The 21,315-nt window shown below is 68.3% G+C and carries 24 protein-coding genes; 10 read left to right on the forward strand and 14 right to left on the reverse strand.

Features of this window, described 5'->3' with window-relative positions; genetic code table 11:
• Positions 1-51: 51 nt before the first annotated feature.
• Entirely contained in the window at positions 52-801 is a 750-nt protein-coding gene (locus tag NBE95_RS16195; RefSeq protein ID WP_289895270.1) for an SDR family oxidoreductase, read from the forward strand.
• Here NBE95_RS16195 and NBE95_RS16200 read toward each other — a convergent pair.
• Genes NBE95_RS16200 through NBE95_RS16215 form a run of 4 tightly spaced genes read right to left on the reverse strand, consistent with a single transcriptional unit; the run spans position 798 to position 4,264 of the window.
• On the reverse strand, positions 798-1,643 hold the full coding sequence (locus NBE95_RS16200) for a metal ABC transporter permease (RefSeq protein WP_289895271.1): 846 nt from the start codon (positions 1,641-1,643) through the stop codon (positions 798-800). The genes NBE95_RS16195 and NBE95_RS16200 overlap by 4 nt on opposite strands.
• Positions 1,643-2,503, reverse strand: coding sequence for a metal ABC transporter permease (locus NBE95_RS16205; RefSeq protein WP_289895272.1), 861 nt, complete (start codon positions 2,501-2,503; stop codon positions 1,643-1,645). The genes NBE95_RS16200 and NBE95_RS16205 overlap by 1 nt, the downstream gene beginning before the upstream one ends.
• The gene (locus NBE95_RS16210; protein WP_289895273.1) at positions 2,500-3,366 is read right to left on the reverse strand and encodes a manganese/iron ABC transporter ATP-binding protein; all 867 of its coding nucleotides are present in this window, start codon (positions 3,364-3,366) and stop codon (positions 2,500-2,502) included. The genes NBE95_RS16205 and NBE95_RS16210 overlap by 4 nt, the downstream gene beginning before the upstream one ends.
• Complete coding sequence (locus tag NBE95_RS16215) at positions 3,359-4,264, reverse strand: metal ABC transporter substrate-binding protein (protein WP_289895274.1); 906 nt, start codon at positions 4,262-4,264, stop codon at positions 3,359-3,361. The genes NBE95_RS16210 and NBE95_RS16215 overlap by 8 nt, the downstream gene beginning before the upstream one ends.
• Before the next feature lie 105 nt (positions 4,265-4,369).
• Between NBE95_RS16215 and NBE95_RS16220 the strand changes: the two genes are divergently transcribed.
• A complete protein-coding gene (locus NBE95_RS16220) occupies positions 4,370-4,792 on the forward strand; it encodes a transcriptional repressor (RefSeq protein ID WP_289895275.1) in 423 nt (140 codons plus the stop codon).
• Positions 4,789-5,148: a YigZ family protein gene (locus NBE95_RS16225; RefSeq protein ID WP_289895276.1), complete on the forward strand. Its 360-nt coding sequence runs from the start codon at positions 4,789-4,791 to the stop codon at positions 5,146-5,148. Before NBE95_RS16220 ends, NBE95_RS16225 begins: the two co-directional genes overlap by 4 nt.
• On the opposite strand, the gene NBE95_RS16230 is transcribed toward NBE95_RS16225, so the two are convergent.
• Genes NBE95_RS16230 through pth form a run of 3 tightly spaced genes read right to left on the reverse strand, consistent with a single transcriptional unit; the run spans position 5,145 to position 7,276 of the window.
• On the reverse strand, positions 5,145-5,519 hold the full coding sequence (locus tag NBE95_RS16230) for a DUF2237 domain-containing protein (RefSeq protein ID WP_289895277.1): 375 nt from the start codon (positions 5,517-5,519) through the stop codon (positions 5,145-5,147). The genes NBE95_RS16225 and NBE95_RS16230 overlap by 4 nt on opposite strands.
• A gap of 3 nt (positions 5,520-5,522) precedes the next feature.
• Complete coding sequence (locus NBE95_RS16235) at positions 5,523-6,572, reverse strand: DUF2332 domain-containing protein (protein WP_289895278.1); 1,050 nt, start codon at positions 6,570-6,572, stop codon at positions 5,523-5,525.
• Positions 6,572-7,276, reverse strand: coding sequence for an aminoacyl-tRNA hydrolase (pth, locus tag NBE95_RS16240; protein WP_289895279.1), 705 nt, complete (start codon positions 7,274-7,276; stop codon positions 6,572-6,574). Before pth ends, NBE95_RS16235 begins: the two co-directional genes overlap by 1 nt.
• Positions 7,277-7,471: 195 nt before the next feature.
• Here pth and NBE95_RS16245 point away from each other — a divergent pair, with 195 nt between their 5' ends.
• From NBE95_RS16245 to NBE95_RS16265, 5 genes are all read left to right on the forward strand, one after another.
• Positions 7,472-8,101: an ATP-dependent Clp protease proteolytic subunit gene (locus tag NBE95_RS16245; RefSeq protein WP_289895280.1), complete on the forward strand. Its 630-nt coding sequence runs from the start codon at positions 7,472-7,474 to the stop codon at positions 8,099-8,101.
• 163 nt (positions 8,102-8,264) lie between these two features.
• Positions 8,265-9,530, forward strand: a complete 1,266-nt coding sequence (gene clpX / locus NBE95_RS16250; RefSeq protein ID WP_289895281.1) for an ATP-dependent Clp protease ATP-binding subunit ClpX — start codon at positions 8,265-8,267, stop codon at positions 9,528-9,530.
• Between the two features lie 361 nt (positions 9,531-9,891).
• Positions 9,892-10,266, forward strand: coding sequence for an NADH:ubiquinone oxidoreductase subunit NDUFA12 (locus tag NBE95_RS16255; RefSeq protein ID WP_289895282.1), 375 nt, complete (start codon positions 9,892-9,894; stop codon positions 10,264-10,266).
• 4 nt (positions 10,267-10,270) lie between these two features.
• Positions 10,271-10,738, forward strand: coding sequence for an outer membrane lipid asymmetry maintenance protein MlaD (gene mlaD, locus NBE95_RS16260; protein WP_289895283.1), 468 nt, complete (start codon positions 10,271-10,273; stop codon positions 10,736-10,738).
• Positions 10,735-11,244 (forward strand): DUF2155 domain-containing protein, encoded by a 510-nt coding sequence (locus NBE95_RS16265; protein ID WP_289895284.1) that lies wholly within the window; start codon positions 10,735-10,737, stop codon positions 11,242-11,244. The genes mlaD and NBE95_RS16265 overlap by 4 nt, the downstream gene beginning before the upstream one ends.
• Here the strand turns inward: NBE95_RS16265 and aat are convergent.
• The 6 genes from aat to tkt form a co-directional block, all read right to left on the reverse strand.
• Positions 11,208-11,846, reverse strand: coding sequence for a leucyl/phenylalanyl-tRNA--protein transferase (gene aat / locus NBE95_RS16270; protein ID WP_289895285.1), 639 nt, complete (start codon positions 11,844-11,846; stop codon positions 11,208-11,210). The genes NBE95_RS16265 and aat overlap by 37 nt on opposite strands.
• Before the next feature lie 38 nt (positions 11,847-11,884).
• Entirely contained in the window at positions 11,885-13,234 is a 1,350-nt protein-coding gene (accC, locus tag NBE95_RS16275; RefSeq protein WP_289895286.1) for an acetyl-CoA carboxylase biotin carboxylase subunit, read from the reverse strand.
• Between the two features lie 7 nt (positions 13,235-13,241).
• A complete protein-coding gene (gene accB / locus NBE95_RS16280) occupies positions 13,242-13,766 on the reverse strand; it encodes an acetyl-CoA carboxylase biotin carboxyl carrier protein (RefSeq protein WP_289895287.1) in 525 nt (174 codons plus the stop codon).
• Between the two features lie 98 nt (positions 13,767-13,864).
• Positions 13,865-14,755 carry a lysophospholipid acyltransferase family protein gene (locus NBE95_RS16285; RefSeq protein WP_289895288.1) on the reverse strand — a complete coding sequence of 297 codons (891 nt, stop codon included), beginning with the start codon at positions 14,753-14,755 and terminating at the stop codon, positions 13,865-13,867.
• Positions 14,756-14,766: 11 nt separating this feature from the next.
• Positions 14,767-15,693 (reverse strand): DMT family transporter, encoded by a 927-nt coding sequence (locus NBE95_RS16290; protein ID WP_289895289.1) that lies wholly within the window; start codon positions 15,691-15,693, stop codon positions 14,767-14,769.
• Positions 15,694-15,910: 217 nt separating this feature from the next.
• Positions 15,911-17,929 carry a transketolase gene (tkt, locus tag NBE95_RS16295; RefSeq protein ID WP_289895290.1) on the reverse strand — a complete coding sequence of 673 codons (2,019 nt, stop codon included), beginning with the start codon at positions 17,927-17,929 and terminating at the stop codon, positions 15,911-15,913.
• A gap of 89 nt (positions 17,930-18,018) precedes the next feature.
• Between tkt and NBE95_RS16300 the strand changes: the two genes are divergently transcribed.
• Together NBE95_RS16300 and NBE95_RS16305 are read left to right on the forward strand one after the other, a co-directional pair.
• Positions 18,019-18,459 carry a hypothetical protein gene (locus tag NBE95_RS16300; RefSeq protein ID WP_289895291.1) on the forward strand — a complete coding sequence of 147 codons (441 nt, stop codon included), beginning with the start codon at positions 18,019-18,021 and terminating at the stop codon, positions 18,457-18,459.
• Positions 18,460-18,487: 28 nt separating this feature from the next.
• Positions 18,488-19,978 (forward strand): nucleobase:cation symporter-2 family protein, encoded by a 1,491-nt coding sequence (locus tag NBE95_RS16305; RefSeq protein WP_289895292.1) that lies wholly within the window; start codon positions 18,488-18,490, stop codon positions 19,976-19,978.
• On the opposite strand, the gene NBE95_RS16310 is transcribed toward NBE95_RS16305, so the two are convergent.
• Entirely contained in the window at positions 19,972-21,285 is a 1,314-nt protein-coding gene (locus tag NBE95_RS16310) for an HlyC/CorC family transporter (RefSeq protein ID WP_289895949.1), read from the reverse strand. The genes NBE95_RS16305 and NBE95_RS16310 overlap by 7 nt on opposite strands.
• Between the last annotated feature and the right edge of the window lie 30 nt (positions 21,286-21,315).

A 21,315-nucleotide genomic window follows, 5' to 3' on the forward strand; every position in this document is an offset into this window, starting at 1 on the left:
GCAATCCGGCGCCAGACGTCATCACGCATGGTTTTGCACAAGGGGGATTTCATGCGGCTTCAGGGCAAGACGGCTTTGGTCACCGGCGCCGGCTCGGGCTTCGGGCGCGGCATCGCCGAAACCTTCGCGCGCGAGGGCGCCAAGGTCGCGCTGCTGGACATCGACCTGGCGGCGGCCGAGGCCGCCGCGCAAGACATCGGCGCCCCGGCCATCGCCATCGCCGGCGACGTCAGCCAGGCCGAGCAGGTCGCCGCCGCCGTCGCCCGGACGCGCGCGGGCTTCGGCGGGCTCGACATCGTGGTGAACAATGCCGGCTGGACCACGCCGAACGGGCCGCTTCTGGCCACCGACGAGGCGGCCTTCCGCAGGATCTACGAGGTCAATGTGCTGTCGATCTTTCACATGACCCATGCCGTGGTGCCCTATTGGCGCGAGCGCGGCCAAGGCGTGATGATCAATGTCGGCTCGACCGCGGGCATCCGGCCCCGGCCGGGCCTGACCTGGTACAATTCCTCGAAAGGGGCGGTGAATACCATGACCCGCAGCCTGGCGGCCGAGCTGGCCCCGGACGGGATCCGGGTGAACGGCATCGCCCCGGTGATGGGCGAGACCGGGATGCTCGGGCAGTTCATGGGCTGCGAGGACACGCGCGAGAACCGGGCCCGCTTCATCGCCACCATCCCGCTGGGGCGGCTGTCGACGCCGCGCGACATCGCCAACGCGGCGCTCTACCTCGCCTCGGACGAGGCCGATTTCATCACCGGCGTCATCCTCGAGGTCGATGGCGGGCGGACGATCTAGCCCGCGCTTTGGTCAACCGCGCCCTGCGCCCGCCGCGTGGCGATGTTGCGCCACAGGAAGGCCAGCACGAACAGCGCCGTCAGCACCAGCACGATGGTCGGCGCCGGGGCGCTGTTCAGCCAGAAGCTGGCCCAGACCCCGCTGACCGAGGCGAAGGCCGCGACGCCGACCGCGGCGGCCAGCATGGCGGGCAGCCGCCGCGTCATCAGGAAGGCCACGGCCCCCGGCGCGATCAGCAGCGCCACCGCCAGGATGATGCCGACCGCGCTGAGCATGGCGACCACCGTGGCCGAGATCATCGCCAGAAGCCCGTAATTCAGCACCTGCAACGCCAGCCCCGAGACCCGCGCCTGCACCGGGTCGAAGGCCAAAAGCGCGAAGTCGCGCCATTTCAGCAGCAGCGCCAGCCCGACCAGCGCCGAGATGCTGCCCGCGAGGCGCAGATCCTCGGGCCCGACGCCCAGCATGTTGCCGAACAGGATGTGATCCAGGTGCAGATCGGTCTGGATCGCGGTGTAAAGCACCACCCCCAGCCCGAACATGCCCGACATGACCACGCCCAGCACCGTGTCGGCCTTGACCCGGCTGTTGCCCTGCAGCCAGCCCGACAGCATGGCACAGCCCAGCCCGGCCACGAAGGCGCCGAGGATCAGCGGCAGGCCGGCGATATGGGCCAGAACCACGCCGGGCAGCACCGCATGGCTGACCGCGTCGCCCATCAGCGACCAGCCCTTGAGCACTAGGAAACAGGACAGCAGCCCGGCGGGCAGGGCGACCATCAGCCCGATCAGCGCCGCATCGCGCATGAAGGGAAAGGAAAACGGCAGCAGCAGCCAGTCCATCACGCGGCCTCCTCCAGCGCCGCGCGGGCCCGGCGGCGGGCGGCGAGCAGGCCGTGTTTCGGCGCCAGCAGGAAGACGGCCAGGAAGATCAGCGTCTGCAGGCAGACGATCACCCCGCCAGTCGCGCCGTCCAGAAAGAACGAGACATAGGCCCCCAGCGCCGAGGTGGCCGAGCCGATCGCCACCGAGATCAGGATCAGCCGCGGAAAACGGTCGGTCAGCAGATAGGCGGTCGCGCCGGGCGTCACCACCAGCGCCACCACCAGGAAGGCGCCGACGGTCTGCATCGCCGCGACCGTGCAGGCCGAAAGCAGGGTGAAGAACAGCACCTTCAGCGCCTGCGGATTCAGTCCGACGGTGCGGGCATGGCTTTCGTCGAAGAACACCACCATCAGGTCGCGCCATTTCGCCGCCAGGATCAGCAGCGAGAGGCCGCCGATCAGCGCCAGTTGCAGCGTATCGCCGGGGGTGATCGCCAGGATGTTGCCCATGGTGATGGTCTGCACGCTGACCGCCATCGGATTGAGCGAGACCATGAACAGCCCCAGGCCGAAGAAGCCGGTGAAGATCAGGCCGATGATCGCGTCCTCGCGCAGCCCGCTGCGCTTGTTCAGGAACAGCATGGTCAGCGCCGCAAGCCCGCCCGACAGGAACGCCCCCAGCGCGAAGGGCAGGCCCAGCATGTAGGCCCCGGCGACGCCCGGCACGATGGAATGCGAAAGCGCGTCGCCGATCAGCGACCAGCCCTTGAGCATCAGATAGGCCGAAAGGAAGGCGCACACCCCGCCGACCAGGCCCGAGACCCAGATCGCGTCGGTCATGTAGCCGTATTCGAAGGGCACCAGCAGGGTGCTGATCATTTCGATTCCGCCTCCTCGCGGGCGCTGCGCTGCCGGTCGTCGTAAAAGACCAGCGGCCGCTCGTCGTCCGACAGCACGGTCAGCGCGCGCGGGTCGTCGTCGTCATGCAGGCGCCGCCCGCCCAGCACGAAATGCCGCAGCACGCCGCCGAAGGCGAGGCGCAGGTTGTCGGGGGTGAAGATTTCGGCCGTGGGGCCATGGGCCAGCACGGTGTTCTTCACCAGCACCACCCGGTCGCAATATTCCGGGACCGAGCCGAGGTCGTGGGTCGAGACCAGCATGACTCGCCCCTCCTCCCGCATCTGCTGCAACAGCGCGATGATGGCGGATTCGGTCTTGACGTCCACGCCGGTGAAGGGCTCGTCCAGCAGGATGACCCGGGCGCCCTGCGCCAGCGCCCGGGCCAGGAAGACGCGCTTCTTCTGGCCGCCCGACAGCTCGCCGATCTGGCGGTGGCGGAAGTCCTGCATGTTCACCCGCGCCAGCGCCTCGTCCACGGCGCGGCGATCCTCGGGCCGGGCGCGGCGCAGAAAGCCCATATGGCCGTAGCGGCCCATCATCACCACGTCCTCGACCAGCACCGGGAAGGTCCAGTCCACCTCCTCGGCCTGCGGCACATAGGCGATCAGGTTCTGGCGCAGCGCCTGCGGCACGGTCAGGCCCAGCACCCGCACCTTGCCGGCGGCGGCAGGCACGAAGCCCATCAGCGCCTTGAACAGCGTGGACTTCCCCGAGCCGTTCACCCCCACCAGCGCCGTGACCGAGGCTTGCGGCACGGAAAAGCTGGCATCGCGCAGCGCGGTGAAGCCGTTGCGATAGGCCACCGTCAGGTTGGATACCTCGATGCCGGGGGCATCATCCATGGGACAGCCCCTTCACGATGGTCTCGGACGTCACGCGCAGCAGGTCCAGATAGGTCGGCACCGGCCCGTCCGGCTCGGACAGGCTGTCGACGTAAAGCACGCCGCCATAGCGCGCCCCGGTCTCGGCGGCGATCTGCCGGGCCGGGCGGTCCGAGACGGTGCTTTCCGAGAACACCACCGGGATCTTGTGCTGCTTGATCGCATCGACGACGCGGCGCACCTGCTGCGGCGTGCCCTGGGCATCGGCGTTGATCGGCCACAGGAACAGCTCGTTCAGATGGAAATCCCGCGCGAGGTAAGAGAAGGCCCCTTCCGATGTCACCAGCCAGCGCCGTTCCTCGGGCAGGGCGCGGGCGGCGTCGCGCAGCGGGCCGACGGTGCGGGCGATCTCGCCCTTGTAGCGGCCGGCATTGGCGCGATAGGTGCCGGTGCCCTGCGGATCGGCCTTGGACAGCGCGGCGGCGATGTTGTCCACATAGACCAGTGCCGTATCCAGCGCCATCCAGGCATGCGGGTTGGGTTTGCCGTCGTAATGTCCGCCCGAGATCGGCATCGGCGCGATCCCCTCGGTCAGCGTGGCCGAGGGCAGCGCGCCCAGATTGTGTAGGAACTGCTCGAACCACAGTTCCAGGTTCAGCCCGTTGCGCAGGATCAGGCGCGCGTCGCGGGCGCCGATCAGGTCGCTGGGCGTCGGTTCGTAATTGTGGATCTCGGCCCCCGGCTTGGTGATCGAAACCACCTCGGCCCGGTCGCCGGCCACGTTGCGGGCCATGTCGGCAAGGATGGTGAAGGTGGTCGCCACCTTGAGCCGGCCGGCCTGCGCCCGCGCCGGGCCGGAGGCCAGGGCGGGGGCGGCAAGCCCGGCAAGGGCCGTGGTCAGGAAAGTTCTGCGCTTCATGATCCGATTCTTGTGCTCTGGACCTCGTCCTGTCGCCGTTATCTGCGAACCATTCTCAACTGTCAAGCCAGTTGCAATTTCTTCGCATCTGAGCCAGAAAACCGCATGGAGATCGAGACCCGCGCCCAATCCTTCGAGGAGGCGCTGCGCCGTGTCGGCGTGCGCATCACCCGCCAGCGCGCCGCGCTGCTGCGGGTGCTGGCGGCGGCCGAGGACCATCCCGATGCGACGCAGCTGCACCAGCGGGCGACGGCGGCGGGGGCAGGGGTGTCGCTGGCGACGGTCTATCGCACGCTTTCCGCGCTCGAGGCGCAGGGCGTGATCCAGAAGCTGGAATTCGAGGGCGAGCCGGCCCGGTTCGAGCCCGCCGACGGCACCCATCACGACCACATGATCGACGTCGAGACCGGCGAGGTGATGGAATTCGTCAACGAGCGCATCGAGCGGCTGCAGGCCGAGATCGCCGCCGAGATGGGCTACGAGATCGTCCGCCACCGGCTGGAGCTTTACGTCCGGCGCCGCCGATGAGCCTGACGGTCTTCGACAAGATCATTTCGGATCGCGGTTCGCGCTATGCGGTGTCGGGCGGGCCGGCGCGGACCCGCGCCGAGGCCGAGGCGCTGCTGGCCGAACTGCGCCGCAACAAGCGTTTCGCCAAGGCCACGCACAACACCTGGGCGGCGATCCTGTCGGGCGACGCGGTCCGCGACGACGACGGCGAAAGCGGCGCCGGCCAGATCATCCTGCAGATGCTGGAACGCGCCGGGCTGGCCGACCATGTGGTGATCGTGACCCGCTGGTATGGCGGCAAGCATCTGGGCGGCGACCGTTTCCGGCATGTCGTCGATGCGGTGCGGCACTATCTGGCGCAGACCGGGCGCTAATCCTCGCGCCCGACCGCATGGGCGCGCAGCAGCGCCAGCGGCACGATCTCCAGCGTGCGGGCATGGGTGGCCTCCAGCACCACCTGGGGCGCGGCGAATTCCTGCGCCGCCTGCAGGAAGCGCGCGGCGCAAAGGCACCAGCGGTCGCCGGGTTTCAGCCCCGGAAAGCGGAATTCCGGCCGCGGCGTGCTCAGGTCGTTGCCCAGGTATTTCGACAGCGCCAGGAATTCGGCGGTGACGACGACGCAGACGGTATGCCGCCCGCTGTCCTCGGGGCCGGTATTGCAGCAGCCGTCGCGGAAGAATCCGGTCAGCGGCGCGGTCGAGCAGGTCTCGAGCCGGCCGCCAAGGACATTGAGCGCCGCGTCCATCCCTCAGGCCTCCCTTGGCTGCCAGTCGATCCAGCGGGCATGGAAATCCGCCCGCCCCAGATCCCAGGCCCGCATGGCGCCCCCGGACCAGAGTCGCAGGCGCAGCCCCGCGCCATCGCCGCCGTCGTTTTCCATGGCGAAATGCGCCAGCGGCTGCGCGGCGTTGGCGCGCGCGCCGGCCTGTTGCAGCGTTGCCTCGATGCGGTCGCGGGTGGCTTGTGGAAAATATTGCGCGGCGACGGTGTGATAGACCAGCCGGCCATGCGCGGCCGAGCCTGCCAGCCGGGATTCAAGCCATTCGCCGGCATCGCCCCGGTCGACGCAAGGCGGATGCGCGGCCGCGACCGCCAGCGCCGCGCGCAACCGCGCCAGCCGGTCTTGCTGATCGGGCCAGACATAGGCCATCAGCCGGAACCCGTCCGCCGCCGGATCGAGCGGGTTCAGATCCACGCCGCGCGCCTCTCCGACCTTCAGGGCGGCGGCCGACGGCGGCGTGCCCCGCCAGCGCGGCATCAGCCGCACCTGCGGCACCGCTTCACCCGCCATCGTGGCCCGGGAACCTTGTTCATCGACAAGGCTATAGAGCGGAAAGTTCAGGTTGAGTCCAGCACTGGAGCCCAGTTCCAGCAGGTCGAAGCGCGTGCCAGGCAGCAACCCGGCCAGGAAGCGCGCCGCAGCGATCAGCACCGCCGAGCGGCCGACCTCGTTGGTCTGCGGCGGAGACTCGATGAAATCGAGGATATGATTCCCATGCGTCTTGATTTCATTGAAAATATCCAGATCAAGCTGCGTGCCGCCACCCATGGCATAGGCCCGCGCCAGGTCGGGTGCGCGCCCCGACCGCGCCAGCGCATGCAGCGCCCCGCACAGCCGCAGCGGCAGCGAATCCGCGCCCACGGCCGGATCGCCCGGCCAGGTCTTCACCCGCCGCCCGACCGGCCCCTGGTCGGCAGCGATGATGCGGGTCAGTGCCTCGCAGATCCGCGCCGTCAGCCCCGAGCCAAGCTCGCGGCAGGCGCGGGTCTGATGCGCGAATGCCTCCTGCCAGGCCATCAGCGGAACCTGTCGCCAAGCGCGCGCAGCCGGTCGGCGAAGCTCGACGGCTCGGGCGGCGTTTCCGCTGCAGGTTTCGCTAAAGGTTTCAAGGGCTTTCCTTCCGGATCCTCCGGTCGTGTGCCGCTGTTGCGGGGCGGCGAGACCCGCACCGCCACGGCGTTCATCACCCGCGCGTCATCGCCCGCCGCCAGCGCCACGGCGCCGTCCGAGATGCCGCGCAGCAGGTCGTCCAGCCCGGTCTCCTCGGCCTTGGCGAAATCCGACAGCACATAGCCCGCGACGCGATCCTTGTGGCCGGGATGGCCGATGCCGATGCGCAGCCGGCGATAGGACTCGCCGATATGCTGATGGATCGAGCGCAGCCCGTTATGCCCGGCATGGCCGCCGCCGGTCTTGAGCCGAACCTTGCCCGGCGCCAGGTCCAGTTCGTCATGCAGCACGATCACGTCCTGGGGGGTGAGCTTCAGATAGCGCATCGCCTCGCCCACCGACTGGCCCGACAGGTTCATGAAGGTCGCGGGCTTGAGCAGGGTGACCCGCTCCTCGCCCAGCCGGCCCTCGGCCGTCTCGCCCTGGAAGCGGCTGCGCCAGGGGGTGAAGCCGTGGTCCGCGGCGATGCGGTCCACCGCCATGAAGCCCACGTTATGCCGGTTGGCGGCGTATTTCGCGCCCGGATTGCCCAGGCCGACGATCAGTTTCATGCGTTTCTCCGTGGCTTGGCGCCAGCTTACCGGCGGCTCGGGGAAGGGGCAAATTTTATCGCTCTCTTGTCCTCGCGGGCTGGCGTTACTAAGACTCTGTCAACCTTTCGCGTCTAAGAGCGGTCCAGGGCGAGCACGCTCTTGGGTCGAATCGCGGAACGGACAGGCCAGGCAGGGACAAAAGCAAGGACAGACATGCACGATCCGGCAGAATTCTACATGAACACGCTCGTCCCGATGGTCGTCGAACAGACCAGCCGCGGCGAACGTGCCTACGACATCTTCTCGCGCCTGCTGAAGGAACGGATCATCTTCATGTCCGGTCCGGTCCATGACGGCATGGCGACGCTGATCTCGGCGCAGCTGCTGTTTCTCGAGGCGGAGAACCCGACCAAGGACATCAGCATGTATATCAACAGCCCCGGCGGCGTGGTGACCGCCGGCCTGTCGATCTATGACACCATGCAATACATCAAGCCGCGCGTCTCGACGCTGGTGGTGGGACAGGCGGCCTCGATGGGCTCGCTGCTGCTCTGCGCCGGCCAGCCGGGGCACCGGTTCTCGCTGCCGAACAGCCGCATCATGGTGCACCAGCCCTCGGGCGGCTTCCAGGGTCAGGCCACCGATATCCTGATCCATGCGCGCGAGACGGAAAAGCTCAAGCGCCGCTTGAACGAGATCTATGTCAAGCATACCAGCCGCACCCTGCAGGAGGTCGAGGAGGCGCTGGAGCGCGACCGTTTCATGTCGCCCGAGGAGGCCAAGGAATGGGGCCTGATCGACGAGATCCTTGAGGCGCGCGGCAAGGCCGAACCCGACAAGTGATCACGGCTGCGGGAAGCGGCCAAGCCTGACGTTTTGGGGATTGTGACGGGCCGGGGTGGCCCGTAACATATACACTGACGCGGGGCGTGGCCTGGCCACGTCGCAAAAAGGGCGGTCGTCCGGCACTTCTGCCGGGCCTCCGGGACAATACGAGGATCATCTGATGGCCAATCCGACCGGCGGCGACAGCAAGAACACGCTCTACTGCAGCTTCTGCGGCAAGAGCCAGCATGAGGTGCGCAAGCTGATTGCCGGTCCGACCGTGTTCATCTGCGACGAATGCGTCGAGCTTTGCATGGACATCATCCGCGAAGAGACCAAGTCCTCGGCCCTGAAATCCGGCGACGGCGTGCCCAGCCCGCGCGAGATCTGCGCCGTGCTGGACGATTACGTCATCGGCCAGGAACATGCCAAGCGGGTGCTCTCGGTCGCGGTGCACAACCACTACAAGCGGCTGAACCACAGCTCCAAGACCGATATCGAGCTGGCGAAGTCCAACATCCTGCTGATCGGCCCCACCGGCTGCGGCAAGACGCTGCTGGCGCAGACCCTGGCGCGCATTCTCGACGTGCCCTTCACCATGGCCGATGCGACCACGCTGACCGAGGCCGGCTATGTCGGCGAGGATGTGGAAAACATCATCCTGAAACTGCTGCAGGCCAGCGAATACAATGTCGAGCGGGCGCAGCGCGGCATCGTCTATATCGACGAGGTCGACAAGATCACCCGCAAGTCCGACAATCCCTCGATCACCCGCGACGTCTCGGGCGAGGGGGTGCAGCAGGCGCTGCTGAAGATCATGGAAGGCACCGTGGCCTCGGTGCCGCCGCAGGGCGGGCGCAAACATCCGCAGCAGGAATTCCTGCAGGTGGACACGACCAACATCCTGTTCATCTGCGGCGGCGCCTTCGCCGGCCTCGACCGCATCATCGCGCAGCGCAACAAGGGCACGGCGATGGGCTTCGGCGCCTCGGTCAAGGAAAACGACGACAAGGGCGTAGGCGAGCTCTTCAAGCAGCTGGAACCCGAGGATCTGCTGAAATTCGGTCTGATCCCCGAATTCGTCGGCCGCCTGCCGGTCATCGCCACACTGGGCGACCTGGACGAGGCCGCGCTGATCATCATCCTGACCCAGCCCAAGAACGCGCTGGTCAAGCAGTATCAGCGGCTCTTCGAGCTGGAAAACGTCAAGCTGACCTTCACCGAGGACGCGCTGACCGCCATCGCCAAGCGCGCCATCAAGCGCAAGACCGGCGCGCGCGGGCTGCGCTCGATCATGGAGGACATCCTGCTGGATACCATGTTCGAACTGCCGGGCATGGACAGCGTCGCCGAGGTGGTGGTCAACGAGGAAGCGGTGGAGAACCCCGCCGCCAAGCCTCTGCTGATCCACACCGATTCGAAGAAGGAAACCGCGACCGCCGGCTGATCCCGGCGCCGGGTTTCCGATCCGCCCGGAACACGCGGGCTGCGCCGGGCCGCTGCCGCGGGACGCGCGCCGCAGGACGGGCAAGGCAGCAAGGGCCATCGGCTTGATGGCCCTTTCGCATGTCTGGCGGCCTTTGGTATCTGCTTTGGGCGTCGCTTTTCCGGCGGCCTTTGCCCGACGCAACTCTCATCGACCGGTCAGCGCCCCTTCTCGGCGATCCCCGGCTCGGGCAGGCCGCGCCGGGCCAGCGCCAGCTGCGGCCCGGTGCCGCGCTCGCGAAAGGTTTCGTCATGCTTCTCTGGACCTTCGGCGCTAGTTGCGCCATATCTCGGCCGACACCCGTATGAAGAGGTTCTGACCCATGTCGCTTCTGCTTCGCATCCTGACCTGGTGGAACAGCCAGACCCTGAACACCCAGGTCTGGACCAGGCTCTATGGCGAGAAGGTCGGCGAGGACGATCAGGGCAACATCTATTACCAGTCGGGCGGCGGCAAGCGGCGCTGGGTCATCTACAATGGCGAGGCCGAGGCGAGCCGCGTCTCGCCGGAATGGCATGGCTGGCTGCACCACACCTACAAGGAGCCGCCGACCCGCGAACCGCTGGCCCGCAAATCCTGGGAAAAGCCGCATGAGCCGAACCTGACCGGCACCGCCGCCGCCTATCACCCGGCCGGTTCGCTCTATCGTGCCGAGCCGGTCGAGCGGCGCGATTACGACGCCTGGCAGCCCGAGTAAGCGCATGAACAGCGCCGCGGAACGGGCCGAGCTTTGGGTTGGCGCGGCCGTTCTGGCCGTCGCTGCCGGCTTTCTGGCCTGGTCCACCTCCGGCAGCCCGCTGACCGCCCGGCTGGGCGGCGGCTATGAGTTGCGGGCGGCCTTTCCGAATGTCGACGGCATCGAGGTCGGCACCGAGGTCAGGGTCGCGGGCGTGCGCGTCGGCCGCGTCGCGGCGGTCGAGCTGAACCCGCAGACCTATTACGCCGAGGCCCGGCTGCGGCTGCCGCCCGAAATCCGCCTGCCCAGCGACAGCGCCGCGCTGATCCAGTCGGACGGGCTGCTGGGCGGCGCCTATATCGAGCTGCAGCCCGGCGGCGCGCCCGACGACCTGCAGCCCGGCGACGAGATCGAGGACGTGCAGGGCGCCGTCAGCCTGATCTCGCTGATGATGAAATTCGTGGATTCGCAAAGCTCGGAGGATGGAACATGACCGATCTTCTGGCCCGGACCTGCCTGTGCCTGCTGCTGGCCGCCACCGCCTTCGCCACTCCCGTACGCGCGCAGGAGGAGGAACCGCCGGCCGAGGACCAGCATCTGATGGTCGACCCGGCCTTCAGCGACGATCCCGACGCGGTGGTCCCGGCCGAGCCCTCGGCCGCCGAGCGCCAGCGCGCCGCCGAGGCCGCCCGTGGCCCGGAAACCGCGCGCGGCAATGGCGCGCAGCTGCGCGGGCTCGACAAGATCACCGGCCGCACCGAGGATTTCAACCTGGCGATCGGCCAGACAGCCGAGTTCGGCCGGCTCGAGGTCAGCCTGGCCGAATGCCGCTATCCGGCCGCCGATCCCAGTTCGGACGCCTATGCCGAGCTGACGATCATCGACCGGCGCGCCAATGCGCGGCTGTTTTCCGGCTGGATGATCGCCTCGTCCCCGGCGCTTTCGGCGCTGGATGATTCCCGCTATGACGTCTGGGTTCTGTCCTGCAGCAGCGCCTGAGGGCTGGGCAGGCGATGCGCCCGGATATCGGCCCGGACCCGCAGCGCCGCGGCAAGCCGGTGGCGGTATTCCACCTTGGGAATGGTCAGCCCGCCCATCGAGGCCAGGTGCGGGTTGGGATATTGCGTGTCCCACAGCGTGAAACCGCAGCGCGCCAGATGCGCCGACATCCAGATCATCGCCGCCTTCGAGGCATTGCTGCGCCGCGAGAACATGCTTTCGGCGAAGAAAGCCCCGCCCAGGGTCAGGCCGAACATGCCGCCGATCAGTTCATCGCCGGCATAGACCTCGAGCGAATGGGCATGGTCCAGGCGGTGCAGCTCGCGGTAAAGCGCGAAAAGCGGCTTGTTGATCCAGGTCTCCTCGCGGTCGGCGCAGCCCAGTACGGTGCCGGTGAAATCGCGGTCGATGCTGGCCCGCCAGTCGCAATGCCGCAGGAAGCGCCGCATCGAGCGCGAGATATGCACCCCGCCCACCGGCAGGATGCCGCGCAGCGCCGGGTCGAACCAGTAGAGCTGCGGATCGGTGGCGGATTGCGCCATCGGAAACACGCCCTGCGCATAGGCGGCCAGCATCCGTTCGGCCGTCAAGCCGCTGCTCATGCGCGGCCTCCGGATCGTGCCGGCCGCACCAGCATGGCTCAGGCGGCGGCCATCTCGGCCAGCCAGCGCTCCAGCCAGTGGATCGAATAGTCGCCGCTCTGGATGTCGGGATTCTCGATCAGGGCGCGGAACAGCGGCACGGTGGTGTCCACCCCGTCCACGATCAGCTCGCCAAGCGCACGGTTCAGCCGGGCCAGCGCCTCGGGCCGGTCGCGGCCATGCACGATCAGCTTGCCGATCAGGCTGTCGTAATAGGGCGGGATACGATAGCCGTCATAGATGGCGCTGTCCATCCGCACGCCCAGGCCGCCCGGCGCGTGATATTGCGAGATGGTGCCGGGCGAGGGAATGAAGTTCGGCAGCCGCTCGGCATTGATCCGCACCTCGATGGCATGGCCGCGGATCTCGAGATCCTCCTGACGGAACTCCATGTCCTCGCCCGAGGCGACCAGGATCTGCTGGCGGACCAGGTCGACGCCGAAGATCGCCTCGGTCACCGGATGTTCGACCTGCAGGCGGGTGTTCATTTCGATGAAGTAGAACTCGCCGTCCTCGAACAGGAACTCGATGGTGCCGGCGCCGCGATAGCCGAGCTTCGCCATGGCATTGGCGCAGATGCCGCCGATGCGGGCGCGCTGCTCGGGCGTGATGACCGGACCCGGGGCTTCCTCCAGCACCTTCTGGTGGCGGCGCTGCAGCGAGCAGTCGCGTTCGCCCAGGTGCACGGCCTTGCCGCGGCCGTCGCCGAAGACCTGGATCTCGATATGGCGCGGGCGCTGCAGATATTTCTCGATATAGACCTCGTCATTGCCGAAGGCGGCCTTCGACTCGGCCCGGGCGGTGCGGAAGGCGTTTTCCAGTGCCGCCTCGTCCAGCGCCACCTTCATGCCGCGCCCGCCGCCGCCGGCGGTCGCCTTGATGATGACCGGATAGCCGATCTCGGCCGCGACGCGCTTGGCGGCCGCCACGTCCGGCACCCCGCCCTCCGAGCCGGGCACCACCGGGATGCCCAGCGATTTCGCGGTTTCCTTGGCGGTGATCTTGTCGCCCATGATGCGGATATGTTCCGCCGACGGGCCGATGAAGGTGATGCCGTGATCCTCGACCATCTGCACGAAGCCGGCGTTTTCCGACAGGAAGCCGTAGCCGGGATGGATGGCTTGGGCGCCGGTGATCTCGCAGGCCGAGATGATGGCGGGCATGGACAGGTAGCTGTCGGTCGAGGGCGGCGGGCCGATGCAGACGGATTCGTCGGCCATGCGCACATGCATGGCATCGGCATCGGCGGTGGAATGCACCGCGACCGAGGCGATGCCCATCTCGCGGCAGGCGCGGATGACGCGCAGCGCGATCTCGCCGCGATTGGCGATCAGGATCTTGTCGAACATCCCGGCCTCACTCGACGACCATCAGGGGGGCGCCGAACTCGACCGGGCTGCCGTCGTCGACGAGGATGCGCTTGACCGTGCCGGAACGCGGCGCGGGGATGTGGTTCATGGTCTTCATCGCCTCGACGATCATCAGCGTCTCGCCTTCCTTGACCTGCTGGCCGACGGCGACGAAGGCCGCCGCGCCGGGCTCGGGCGCCAGATAGGCGGTGCCGACCATGGGCGAGGTCACGACGCCGGGCAGGCTGGCCGGATCCTCGTTGCCGGCCGCGGACGGGGCAGGGGCGGCCGGGGCGGCGGAGGCGGTAGCCGCCGGGGCTTGCGGCGCGGCCGGGGCGGCCACGGTCTGGATGATCTGCTTGTTCTGTTTCGACAGGCTGACGGTCAGGCGGTCGTTCTCGTCATATTCGCGCTTGACGGTCAGTTCGGTCAGTTCGTTGCGGTTGAGCAGCTCGGCAAGGGCCTGGATGAAGGCGACGTCGCCTTCGTGATGACGCTTTTCGTGACCAGCTTGTTTGGAATCGTCGCTCATGCCGTCCTCTGGATGTCGTTCATGGGGCCGCGTTCTCTGCGCGGCGGCTTGCGGGGCTTATAAACCGGACTGGAAGCCGAGGGAAAGGGATTTGCCGTCTAGCGCCGGCGTTTCCAGCGCCGGTGGACCCAGAACCATTGCTCCATATGGGCGCGCACCAGGCGTTCCAGGTCGTCGTTCAGCGCCTGCATCATGGTCGCCGCATCGCTGTGCGCGACCGGCTCGCCGACCTCGACGCGAAAGCTCAGCCCGTCGGGCTGGCGCACCCCGGCGATGGGCAGGATCAGCGCGTCATAGCGCAGCGCCAGCTCGGCCGGGGTCAGCACCGTTTTGGTCGGCAGGCCGAAAAAGCGCAGCTCGGTGCCGTGGTCGTCGAACTGGTCGAAGCCCAGCGCCATCCAGCCGCCGCCCTTCAGAAAGCGCAGCATGGCGGCCAGCCCGGCGCGGCCGCGCGGGAACATCGGCTCGGCGATGGCGCGCATGGCGGGGATGTAATGGCGGTTGAAGGCTTCGTTGTTCATCGGCCGGTAGAGCGCGCCGACCGGCCAGCCGCGCCCCGAAAGCGCGGCGCGCATGGCGTCGTAATTGCCGAAATGCGCCACCGCCAGGATCACCGGGCGGCCGGCCTGCGCCGCCTGTTCCAGCGCCGGCAGGCCGGGGCCGGTCAGCGGGTCCGAGGCGTGGATGCGGTCGGTGAACTCGGTGCCGGAATAGATCTCGGCCAGCGACCGGCCGGCATTGGCGGGCACGGCGCGAAGCAGGTAGCGCACCTGAGCTTCTGTCAGGTCGGGCCGGGCCCTGGCCAGGTTGACGCGGATGCGGCTGCGCCAGCCGGCCAGCGGTCCCAACGCATGGGCAAAGAGCCAGCCCATCGCCGGGATGCGCCGCCGATAGGGCAGCAGCCGCGCCAGGCCCATGATGGCAAGGAAGGCGCCGTTGGCGATGCGGTCGCGCAGGGCCACCGGCTCGGGTGTGTCGGTCTCGCTCATCGCGGTCCTGTTCAGGCGGCCCGGTTCATCGCGCGGGCCTCGCGCATCCAGACATATAGTCCCGCCGCCACGATGATCAACGCGCCGACAAAGGTCCAGAGGTCGGGCAGGGTGCCCCAGATGAGCCAGCCCCAGATCCCGGCCCAGATCAGCCCGGTATAGCCGAAGGGGGCGATGGCGGCGGCCTCGGCCAGGGCGAAGGCCCGGATCAGCAGCGCCTGCGCCACCGTGCCAAGGCTGCCAAGCAGCAGGAAGGCCCAGAGATCGCCGGCGGCGACGGGCTGCCAGAAGAACGGCACCGCCAGCGAGGACAGCACCGAGCCGACCAGCGCCGACCACAGCACCGAGGTGGCGGTGGAATCGCTGCGGGCGATGCGGGTCAGGATCGCGCCGGCGGCATAGGTGAAGGCCGCGACCAGCGCCAGCAGCGCCGCCGGATGGAAGACGCCGGCGCCGGGGCGGATGATGATCAGCGCGCCGCAAAGCGCGGCGAGGATGCCGAGAATGCGGCGAATGCCGATGGATTCGCCCAGGAAGATCGCGGCGCCCAGCGTGATCAGCACCGGGTTGATGTCCATGATCGCGGTGGCCTCGGCCAGTCCGATGAATTGCAGCGCGCTGAAGAACAGCAGGATCGAGCCGAGCTGCGTGACGCCGCGGAAGAACTGCACCCCCGGCCGCCGGGTGGCGAGCGCGCTGCGCAGCCGCGGCGCGAGAATGACCGCGACGATGGCCAGATTGGTGACGAAGCGGGCCCAGACCACCTGCACCGGGTGGTAGAGCGTCGAGAGATGCTTGCCGGTCGCGTCCATCAGCGTGAACAGGAAGATCGCCAAGAGCAGCAGCAGGATGCCGCGCAGTTGCGTGGTGCGGCCCGGATCGCCCGCGGGGGCGAGGATCTGCGGCAAGGCGCCGGGGCTGGGTTCGGGCGGTGTCATGGCAGGTCCCTCGTGCCGCCGTTATGCCTTCGGGCGGCGGCGGGGTCCATGGGGGCAGCGCGAGTGCCCCGGCCGCGCGGGGGCAGGGGTATTTGGAAAACGGTGAAAGCCGGGCGGGGTGGCTTTCCGGGGCGCCCGGCATGCGTGCCTGGGACACGAAGAAGCCGCCGGCCGGATGAAAAAGGGCCGCGCGTCGTGCGGGCGCGGCCCCAGGGGTTTAGCCGAGCAGGCGGCGGGCCTCGGCGGCGGCCGCCTCGGCGGTGATGCCGAATTCCTTGTAAAGCGTCGGGGCCGGGGCCGAGGCGCCGAAGCCGGTCATGCCGATGAAGCCGGAGGCTTCCTCGCGGCCGCGTTCGCCCAGCAGCAGCCAGTCCCAGGGCTGGCGCACCGCCGCCTCGATGGCGACGCGCACCGTGCCGGCGGGCAGGACCTGCCGGCGGTATTCCGCGTCCTGGTCACGGAAAAGCTCCATCGACGGCACCGAGACCACGCGGGTCGGCACGCCCTCGGCCTCGAGCGTCTCGCGCGCGGCGACGGCGATCTCGACCTCGGAGCCCGAGGCCATCAGGATCACCCGGGGCGTGGCGCTGGCTTCGCGCAGCACATAGGCACCGCGGGCGGTCAGGTTCTCGCCCGCGGTTTCGCGCAGCGTCGGCAGGTTCTGGCGCGACAGGGCCATGACCATCGGGGTGGATTCGCTCGACAACGCGATTTCCCAGGCCTCGGCGGTCTCGACCAGGTCGCAGGGGCGCAGGGTCAGGGTGTTGGGCGTGGCGCGGCAGATCGCCAGGTGTTCGACCGGCTGGTGGGTCGGGCCGTCCTCGCCCAGGCCGATGCTGTCATGGGTCATGACATAGGTCACCGGCAGGCCCATCAGCGCCGAAAGCCGCATGGCGCCGCGGGCATAATCGGTGAAGCACATGAAGGTGCCGCCATAGGGGCGCAGGCCGCCATGCAGCCAGATGCCGTTCATCGCCGCCGCCATGCCATGTTCGCGGATGCCGTAATAGACATAGCGGCCGGTGCGGTTCTCCGGCGTGAAGGCGCCCAGATCCTTGGTCTTAGTGTTGTTCGAGCCGGTCAGGTCGGCCGAGCCGCCGAGGGTTTCGGGCAGTTCGGGGTTGATGACCTCCAGCACCATTTCGCTGGCCTTGCGGGTCGCGAGTTTGGGCTTGGCGGCCAGCGCTTGTTCCTTGAGCGCGGCGATGGTGGGCGCCAGCCGGTCGCTGACGCCGCCCGAAATGCGGCGGGCGAATTCGTCGCGGTTCTGGGCCGCATCGACGCGGGTGGCCCAGGCTTCGCGCGCCTCGCGGCCGCGGGCGCCGATGGCGCGCCAGTCGGCCAGGATGTCCTCGGGGATCACGAAGGGTCCGTGTTCCCAGCCGAAGGCGGCGCGGGCGGCGGCGATCTCCTCGGCCCCCAGCGGCGAGCCATGGGCGCCGGAACTGTCCTGCTTCTTCGGCGCGCCGTAGCCGATGATGGTCTTGCAGGCGACCAGCACCGGGCGGTCGTCCTGGGCGCTGGCGGCGTCGGAAAGCGCGCGCTCGATATCGGCCGGGTCGTGGCCGTCGCAGGACAGCGTGCGCCAGCCCGAGGCCTCGAAGCGTTTCAGCTGGTCGGTCGAATCCGACAGCGACACCCGGCCGTCGATGGTGATGTCGTTGTTGTCCCAAAGGACGATCAGGTTCTTCAGCTTCTGGTGGCCGGCCAGGCCGATCGCCTCCTGGCTGATGCCCTCCATCAGGCAACCGTCGCCGGCGATGACCCAGGTCTTGTGGCTGCACAGGTCGGCGCCGAACTGGGCGCGCATCGCCTCCTCGGCGATGGCGAAGCCGACGGCGGTGGCGATGCCCTGGCCCAGCGGGCCGGTGGTGGTCTCGACCCCCTCGGCATGGCCGTATTCGGGATGGCCGGCGGTGATGGCGCCCCATTGCCGGAAGTTGCGGATCTGATCGAGCGACATCTGTTCGTAGCCGGTCAGGTAGAGCAGCGAATAGATCAGCATCGAGCCGTGACCGGCGGACAGCACGAAGCGGTCGCGGTCGAACCAGTTCGGCGCGGCGGCGTCGAATTTCAGGTGGTTGCGGAACAGGACCGTGGCGACGTCGGCCATGCCCATCGGCATGCCGGGATGGCCGGACTGCGCCGCCTCGACGGCGTCCATGGAAAGGGCGCGGATGGCGGTGGCGAGGCGCCAGTGGGCGGGATCGGCCTTGCGGCGGGCGGCGATGTCCATATCGGGCTTCCGTGCTGTTGGATGGCGGCACGTCCTGATAGGCAGGCAGGCGCGCGGTTGCAAGCCGCGATGGGTTCGGACCGGGCGGTTTGGCATGGCTGGAGATGTCTCCATCATCGGCTTTCGCCAGGATCGGTCGGCGCCCGGCCGATCTGTCTGCGCATCGTCGCCGGGGCGCCGGCGGCGGCAAGCCGTTTGCCATCCATGTCCGGCGCGGCGGCATCCTGGACGGCGATCCCTGGTCCTCTTGCTCGCGGCCGTCCAAATACGTGCCGGACGAATTCTCCCGTGCCTGCGTTTTGGCAAGCAAGGGCCCGGTCATCGCTTTCTCCGACACGCCGGCCGCCGTCGCGTCTGTGGCAGGGCGACTTGCGGCGCAAGCCGAGCCCTGGCCGGATCTGCGGCTGGACAAGGTGCTGCGGCAGGCGCGGCGGGCGGGGTTGTCCGGCGGGCGCTGCTCGGCGGGTCTGCTCACGACATCGTCAGAAAGGAATTGCCAAAGCACTGGAGAGCCCGCAATCTGTCAATAAAACCAGCAATCTGGACAGGGAGGCCCCGATGGCAAGGTCTGCAACATCCGCGGTGGAGCCGGTCGACGAGATCCTGCCGCCGCTGCGCATGGCGACGCTGGGCCTGCAGCATGTGCTGGTCATGTATGCCGGCGCCGTGGCGGTGCCGCTGATCGTCGGCCGGGCGCTGAAGCTGTCGCCCGAGGATGTGGCATTCCTGATTTCGGCCGATCTGTTCTGCTGCGGCATCGCGACCATCATCCAGTCGCTGGGGGTGACGCGCTGGTTCGGCATCCAGCTGCCGGTGATGATGGGGGTGACCTTCGCCTCGGTCGGGCCGATGGTGGCGATGGCCAATGCCTATCCGGGGCCGGACGGCGCGCGGATGATCTTCGGCGCCATCATCGGCGCCGGCATCGTCGCCATGCTGATCGCGCCCTTCGTCGGCCGGATGCTGAAATTCTTCCCGCCGCTGGTGACCGGCACCATCATCCTGGTGATCGGCGTCACGCTGATGCGGGTGGGGATCAACTGGATCTTCGGCAACCCGGTCGGGCCGACCGCGCCCAAGCTGGTGGACCCGGTGGCGGCGGGCTGGCTGAACCAGTTGAAGGAGCTGGCCGGAACCGGCGCCGTGCCGGCGCTGCCCGAGGGCTTCGCCCCGGCGCCCAGCGTGCAGAACCCGCTTTACGCCCAGCCCATCAACATCGCCATCTCGGGCGTGGTTCTGGTGGCGATCCTGCTGATCGCGCGGCTTGGCCGCGGCTTCGTCGCCAATATTGCCGTGCTGCTGGGGATGCTGATCGGCGCGGCGCTGACCATCGTGCTGGGCCAGATGACCTTCGACAAGGTGGCCGAGGCGCATTGGTTCGGCATCGTCGCGCCCTTCCATTTCGGCATGCCGATCTTTGACCCGGTGCTGATCGTGACCATGGTGCTGGTGATGATCGTGGTGATGATCGAATCGACCGGCATGTTCCTGGCGCTCGGCGAGATGACGGGGCGCGAGATCACGCCCCGGCGGCTCAGCGCCGGGCTGCGCACCGACGGCCTCGGCACGCTGATCGGCGGCATCTTCAACACCTTCCCCTATACCTCGTTCAGCCAGAATGTCGGCCTGGTCGGCGTCACCGGCATCAAGAGCCGGTTCATCTGCGTCGCCGGCGGGCTGATCCTGATCCTGTTCGGGCTGGTGCCCAAAATGGGCGCGGCGGTGGAATCGCTGCCGACCCCGGTGCTGGGCGGCGCCGGCCTGGTGATGTTCGGCATGGTCGCCGCGACCGGCATCCGCATCCTCTCGACGGTGGATTTCGCCGGCAACCGCAACAACCTGTTCGTGGTGGCGGTGGCGCTTGGCTTCGGGATGATCCCGCTGATCGCGCCCGACTTCAAGCAATGGCTGCCGCATGCCATCCACCCGCTGATCGAATCGGGCATCCTGCTGGCCACCATCGCGGCGGTGGCGCTGAATGCTTTCTTCAACGGCACCGGCGGCAGCGCCGACGACGCCAAGCGCGCCGCCAGCATGGCCGATCATTGATCGGCGGCGGACTCGCCGGTTGACGGCGCCTCGGCCAGGGGGCGGATGCGCAGGCGGGTGACGCGGTTCTCGCGCCGCGCCACCACCTCGAAACGATAGCCTTGGAACGAGAACACCTGGCCCGGCGCGGGGATCGACTGGGCCATGTGGATCACCAGCCCGGCGACGGTATTGGCCTCGTCGTCCGGCAGCGACCAGTCCAGCGCCCGGTTCAGGTCGCGGATGGTCATGGCGCCGTCGACCAGGTAATCGCCCTGCGGGTTGGGCACCAGCGATTGCGCGGCGTCCGTGTCGTGTTCGTCGGTGATCTCGCCGACGATCTCCTCCAGGATGTCCTCGAGCGTGATCAGCCCGCGCAGGCTGCCGTATTCGTCCACCACCAGCGCGAAATGCGTGTGCCGTTTCAGGAATTCGCGCATCTGCTCGTCCAGGGACGTGGTGTCGGGCACGAAATAGGGCGGCATGGCAGTGCTGAGCACGTCGAAATTGCGCAGCGCCTCGGGGTCGGTTTCCTGCAGCGCCTTGCGCACCCCGCGCAGCAGATCCTTGGCGTGGATCACTCCGATGACGTTCTCGCGCTCGCCGCGATAGACCGGCAGGCGGGTGTGCGGGCTTTTCAGCACCCGGTCCAGCACCTCCTCGGTGGCAAGGTCGGCGTCGATCATCTCGATCCGCGAGCGGTGCAGCATGATCTCCTCGACCGAGCGGTCGCCCAGGTCCAGCGCGCCCATCAGCCGGTCGCGCTCCTCCTTCTGCACGGTGCCGCTGGACTGGGCGATGGCCAGGGCGCCGGCGATCTCCTCCTGCACCGAGAAGACATGGCCGGATTGGTCGGCGCGCACCCCGAACAGCGCCAGGATGCCGCGCACCACCAACCGCACCACCGTCACCACCGGGGCCAGGATGCGGGTGCTGACGCCGATCGGGCGGGCGACGCGACTGGCCAGATCCTCGGGCGCAAGGATGGCATAGGTCTTGGGCAGCACCTCGGAGAAGATCAGCACCAGCGCCGTCATCACCAGCGTGGCCGCCGCCACGCCGCTGGAGCCCAGCAACCGGGTGAACAGCGCGGTGGCCAGGCTGGCGGCCAGGATGTTGACCACATTGTTGCCCAGCAGGATCGAGCCGATCAGGCTTTCGCTGTCCTCGGTCACCGCCAGCGCCCTTTGCGCGCCCTCGTCGCCCTTGTCGGCCCGTGCCCGCAGCTTGCTGCGGCTCGAGGCGGTCAACGCGGTCTCGGAACCAGAGAAGAAGGCGGAAAGCCCCAGCAACACCAGGATGGCGGCGCCGGTCAGCCAGAAGGCCATGTCATAGCCGGCCAGGCCGACAGCAGCGGC

The organism is Paracoccus sp. TOH (assembly GCF_030388245.1).
GTDB lineage: Bacteria > Pseudomonadota > Alphaproteobacteria > Rhodobacterales > Rhodobacteraceae > Paracoccus > Paracoccus simplex.

Excerpts from the sequence above, each read along its gene's own strand:
- NBE95_RS16210 (WP_289895273.1), bottom strand. The coding sequence starts at position 3,366 with ATGGATGATGCCCCCGGCATCGAGGTATCCAACCTGACGGTGGCCTAT.
- NBE95_RS16205 (WP_289895272.1), bottom strand. The coding sequence starts at position 2,503 with ATGATCAGCACCCTGCTGGTGCCCTTCGAATACGGCTACATGACCGAC.
- clpX (WP_289895281.1), top strand. The coding sequence starts at position 8,265 with ATGGCCAATCCGACCGGCGGCGACAGCAAGAACACGCTCTACTGCAGC.
- pth (WP_289895279.1), bottom strand. The coding sequence starts at position 7,276 with ATGAAACTGATCGTCGGCCTGGGCAATCCGGGCGCGAAATACGCCGCC.
- accB (WP_289895287.1), bottom strand. The coding sequence starts at position 13,766 with ATGAGCGACGATTCCAAACAAGCTGGTCACGAAAAGCGTCATCACGAA.
- NBE95_RS16290 (WP_289895289.1), bottom strand. The coding sequence starts at position 15,693 with ATGACACCGCCCGAACCCAGCCCCGGCGCCTTGCCGCAGATCCTCGCC.
- NBE95_RS16215 (WP_289895274.1), bottom strand. The coding sequence starts at position 4,264 with ATGAAGCGCAGAACTTTCCTGACCACGGCCCTTGCCGGGCTTGCCGCC.
- NBE95_RS16245 (WP_289895280.1), top strand. The coding sequence starts at position 7,472 with ATGCACGATCCGGCAGAATTCTACATGAACACGCTCGTCCCGATGGTC.
- NBE95_RS16255 (WP_289895282.1), top strand. The coding sequence starts at position 9,892 with ATGTCGCTTCTGCTTCGCATCCTGACCTGGTGGAACAGCCAGACCCTG.
- accC (WP_289895286.1), bottom strand. The coding sequence starts at position 13,234 with ATGTTCGACAAGATCCTGATCGCCAATCGCGGCGAGATCGCGCTGCGC.
- NBE95_RS16230 (WP_289895277.1), bottom strand. The coding sequence starts at position 5,519 with ATGGACGCGGCGCTCAATGTCCTTGGCGGCCGGCTCGAGACCTGCTCG.
- NBE95_RS16225 (WP_289895276.1), top strand. The coding sequence starts at position 4,789 with ATGAGCCTGACGGTCTTCGACAAGATCATTTCGGATCGCGGTTCGCGC.
- aat (WP_289895285.1), bottom strand. The coding sequence starts at position 11,846 with ATGAGCAGCGGCTTGACGGCCGAACGGATGCTGGCCGCCTATGCGCAG.
- NBE95_RS16220 (WP_289895275.1), top strand. The coding sequence starts at position 4,370 with ATGGAGATCGAGACCCGCGCCCAATCCTTCGAGGAGGCGCTGCGCCGT.
- NBE95_RS16195 (WP_289895270.1), top strand. The coding sequence starts at position 52 with ATGCGGCTTCAGGGCAAGACGGCTTTGGTCACCGGCGCCGGCTCGGGC.
- NBE95_RS16200 (WP_289895271.1), bottom strand. The coding sequence starts at position 1,643 with ATGGACTGGCTGCTGCTGCCGTTTTCCTTTCCCTTCATGCGCGATGCG.
- tkt (WP_289895290.1), bottom strand. The coding sequence starts at position 17,929 with ATGGACATCGCCGCCCGCCGCAAGGCCGATCCCGCCCACTGGCGCCTC.
- NBE95_RS16310 (WP_289895949.1), bottom strand. The coding sequence starts at position 21,285 with ATGGCCTTCTGGCTGACCGGCGCCGCCATCCTGGTGTTGCTGGGGCTT.
- mlaD (WP_289895283.1), top strand. The coding sequence starts at position 10,271 with ATGAACAGCGCCGCGGAACGGGCCGAGCTTTGGGTTGGCGCGGCCGTT.
- NBE95_RS16265 (WP_289895284.1), top strand. The coding sequence starts at position 10,735 with ATGACCGATCTTCTGGCCCGGACCTGCCTGTGCCTGCTGCTGGCCGCC.
- NBE95_RS16305 (WP_289895292.1), top strand. The coding sequence starts at position 18,488 with ATGGCAAGGTCTGCAACATCCGCGGTGGAGCCGGTCGACGAGATCCTG.
- NBE95_RS16285 (WP_289895288.1), bottom strand. The coding sequence starts at position 14,755 with ATGAGCGAGACCGACACACCCGAGCCGGTGGCCCTGCGCGACCGCATC.
- NBE95_RS16235 (WP_289895278.1), bottom strand. The coding sequence starts at position 6,572 with ATGGCCTGGCAGGAGGCATTCGCGCATCAGACCCGCGCCTGCCGCGAG.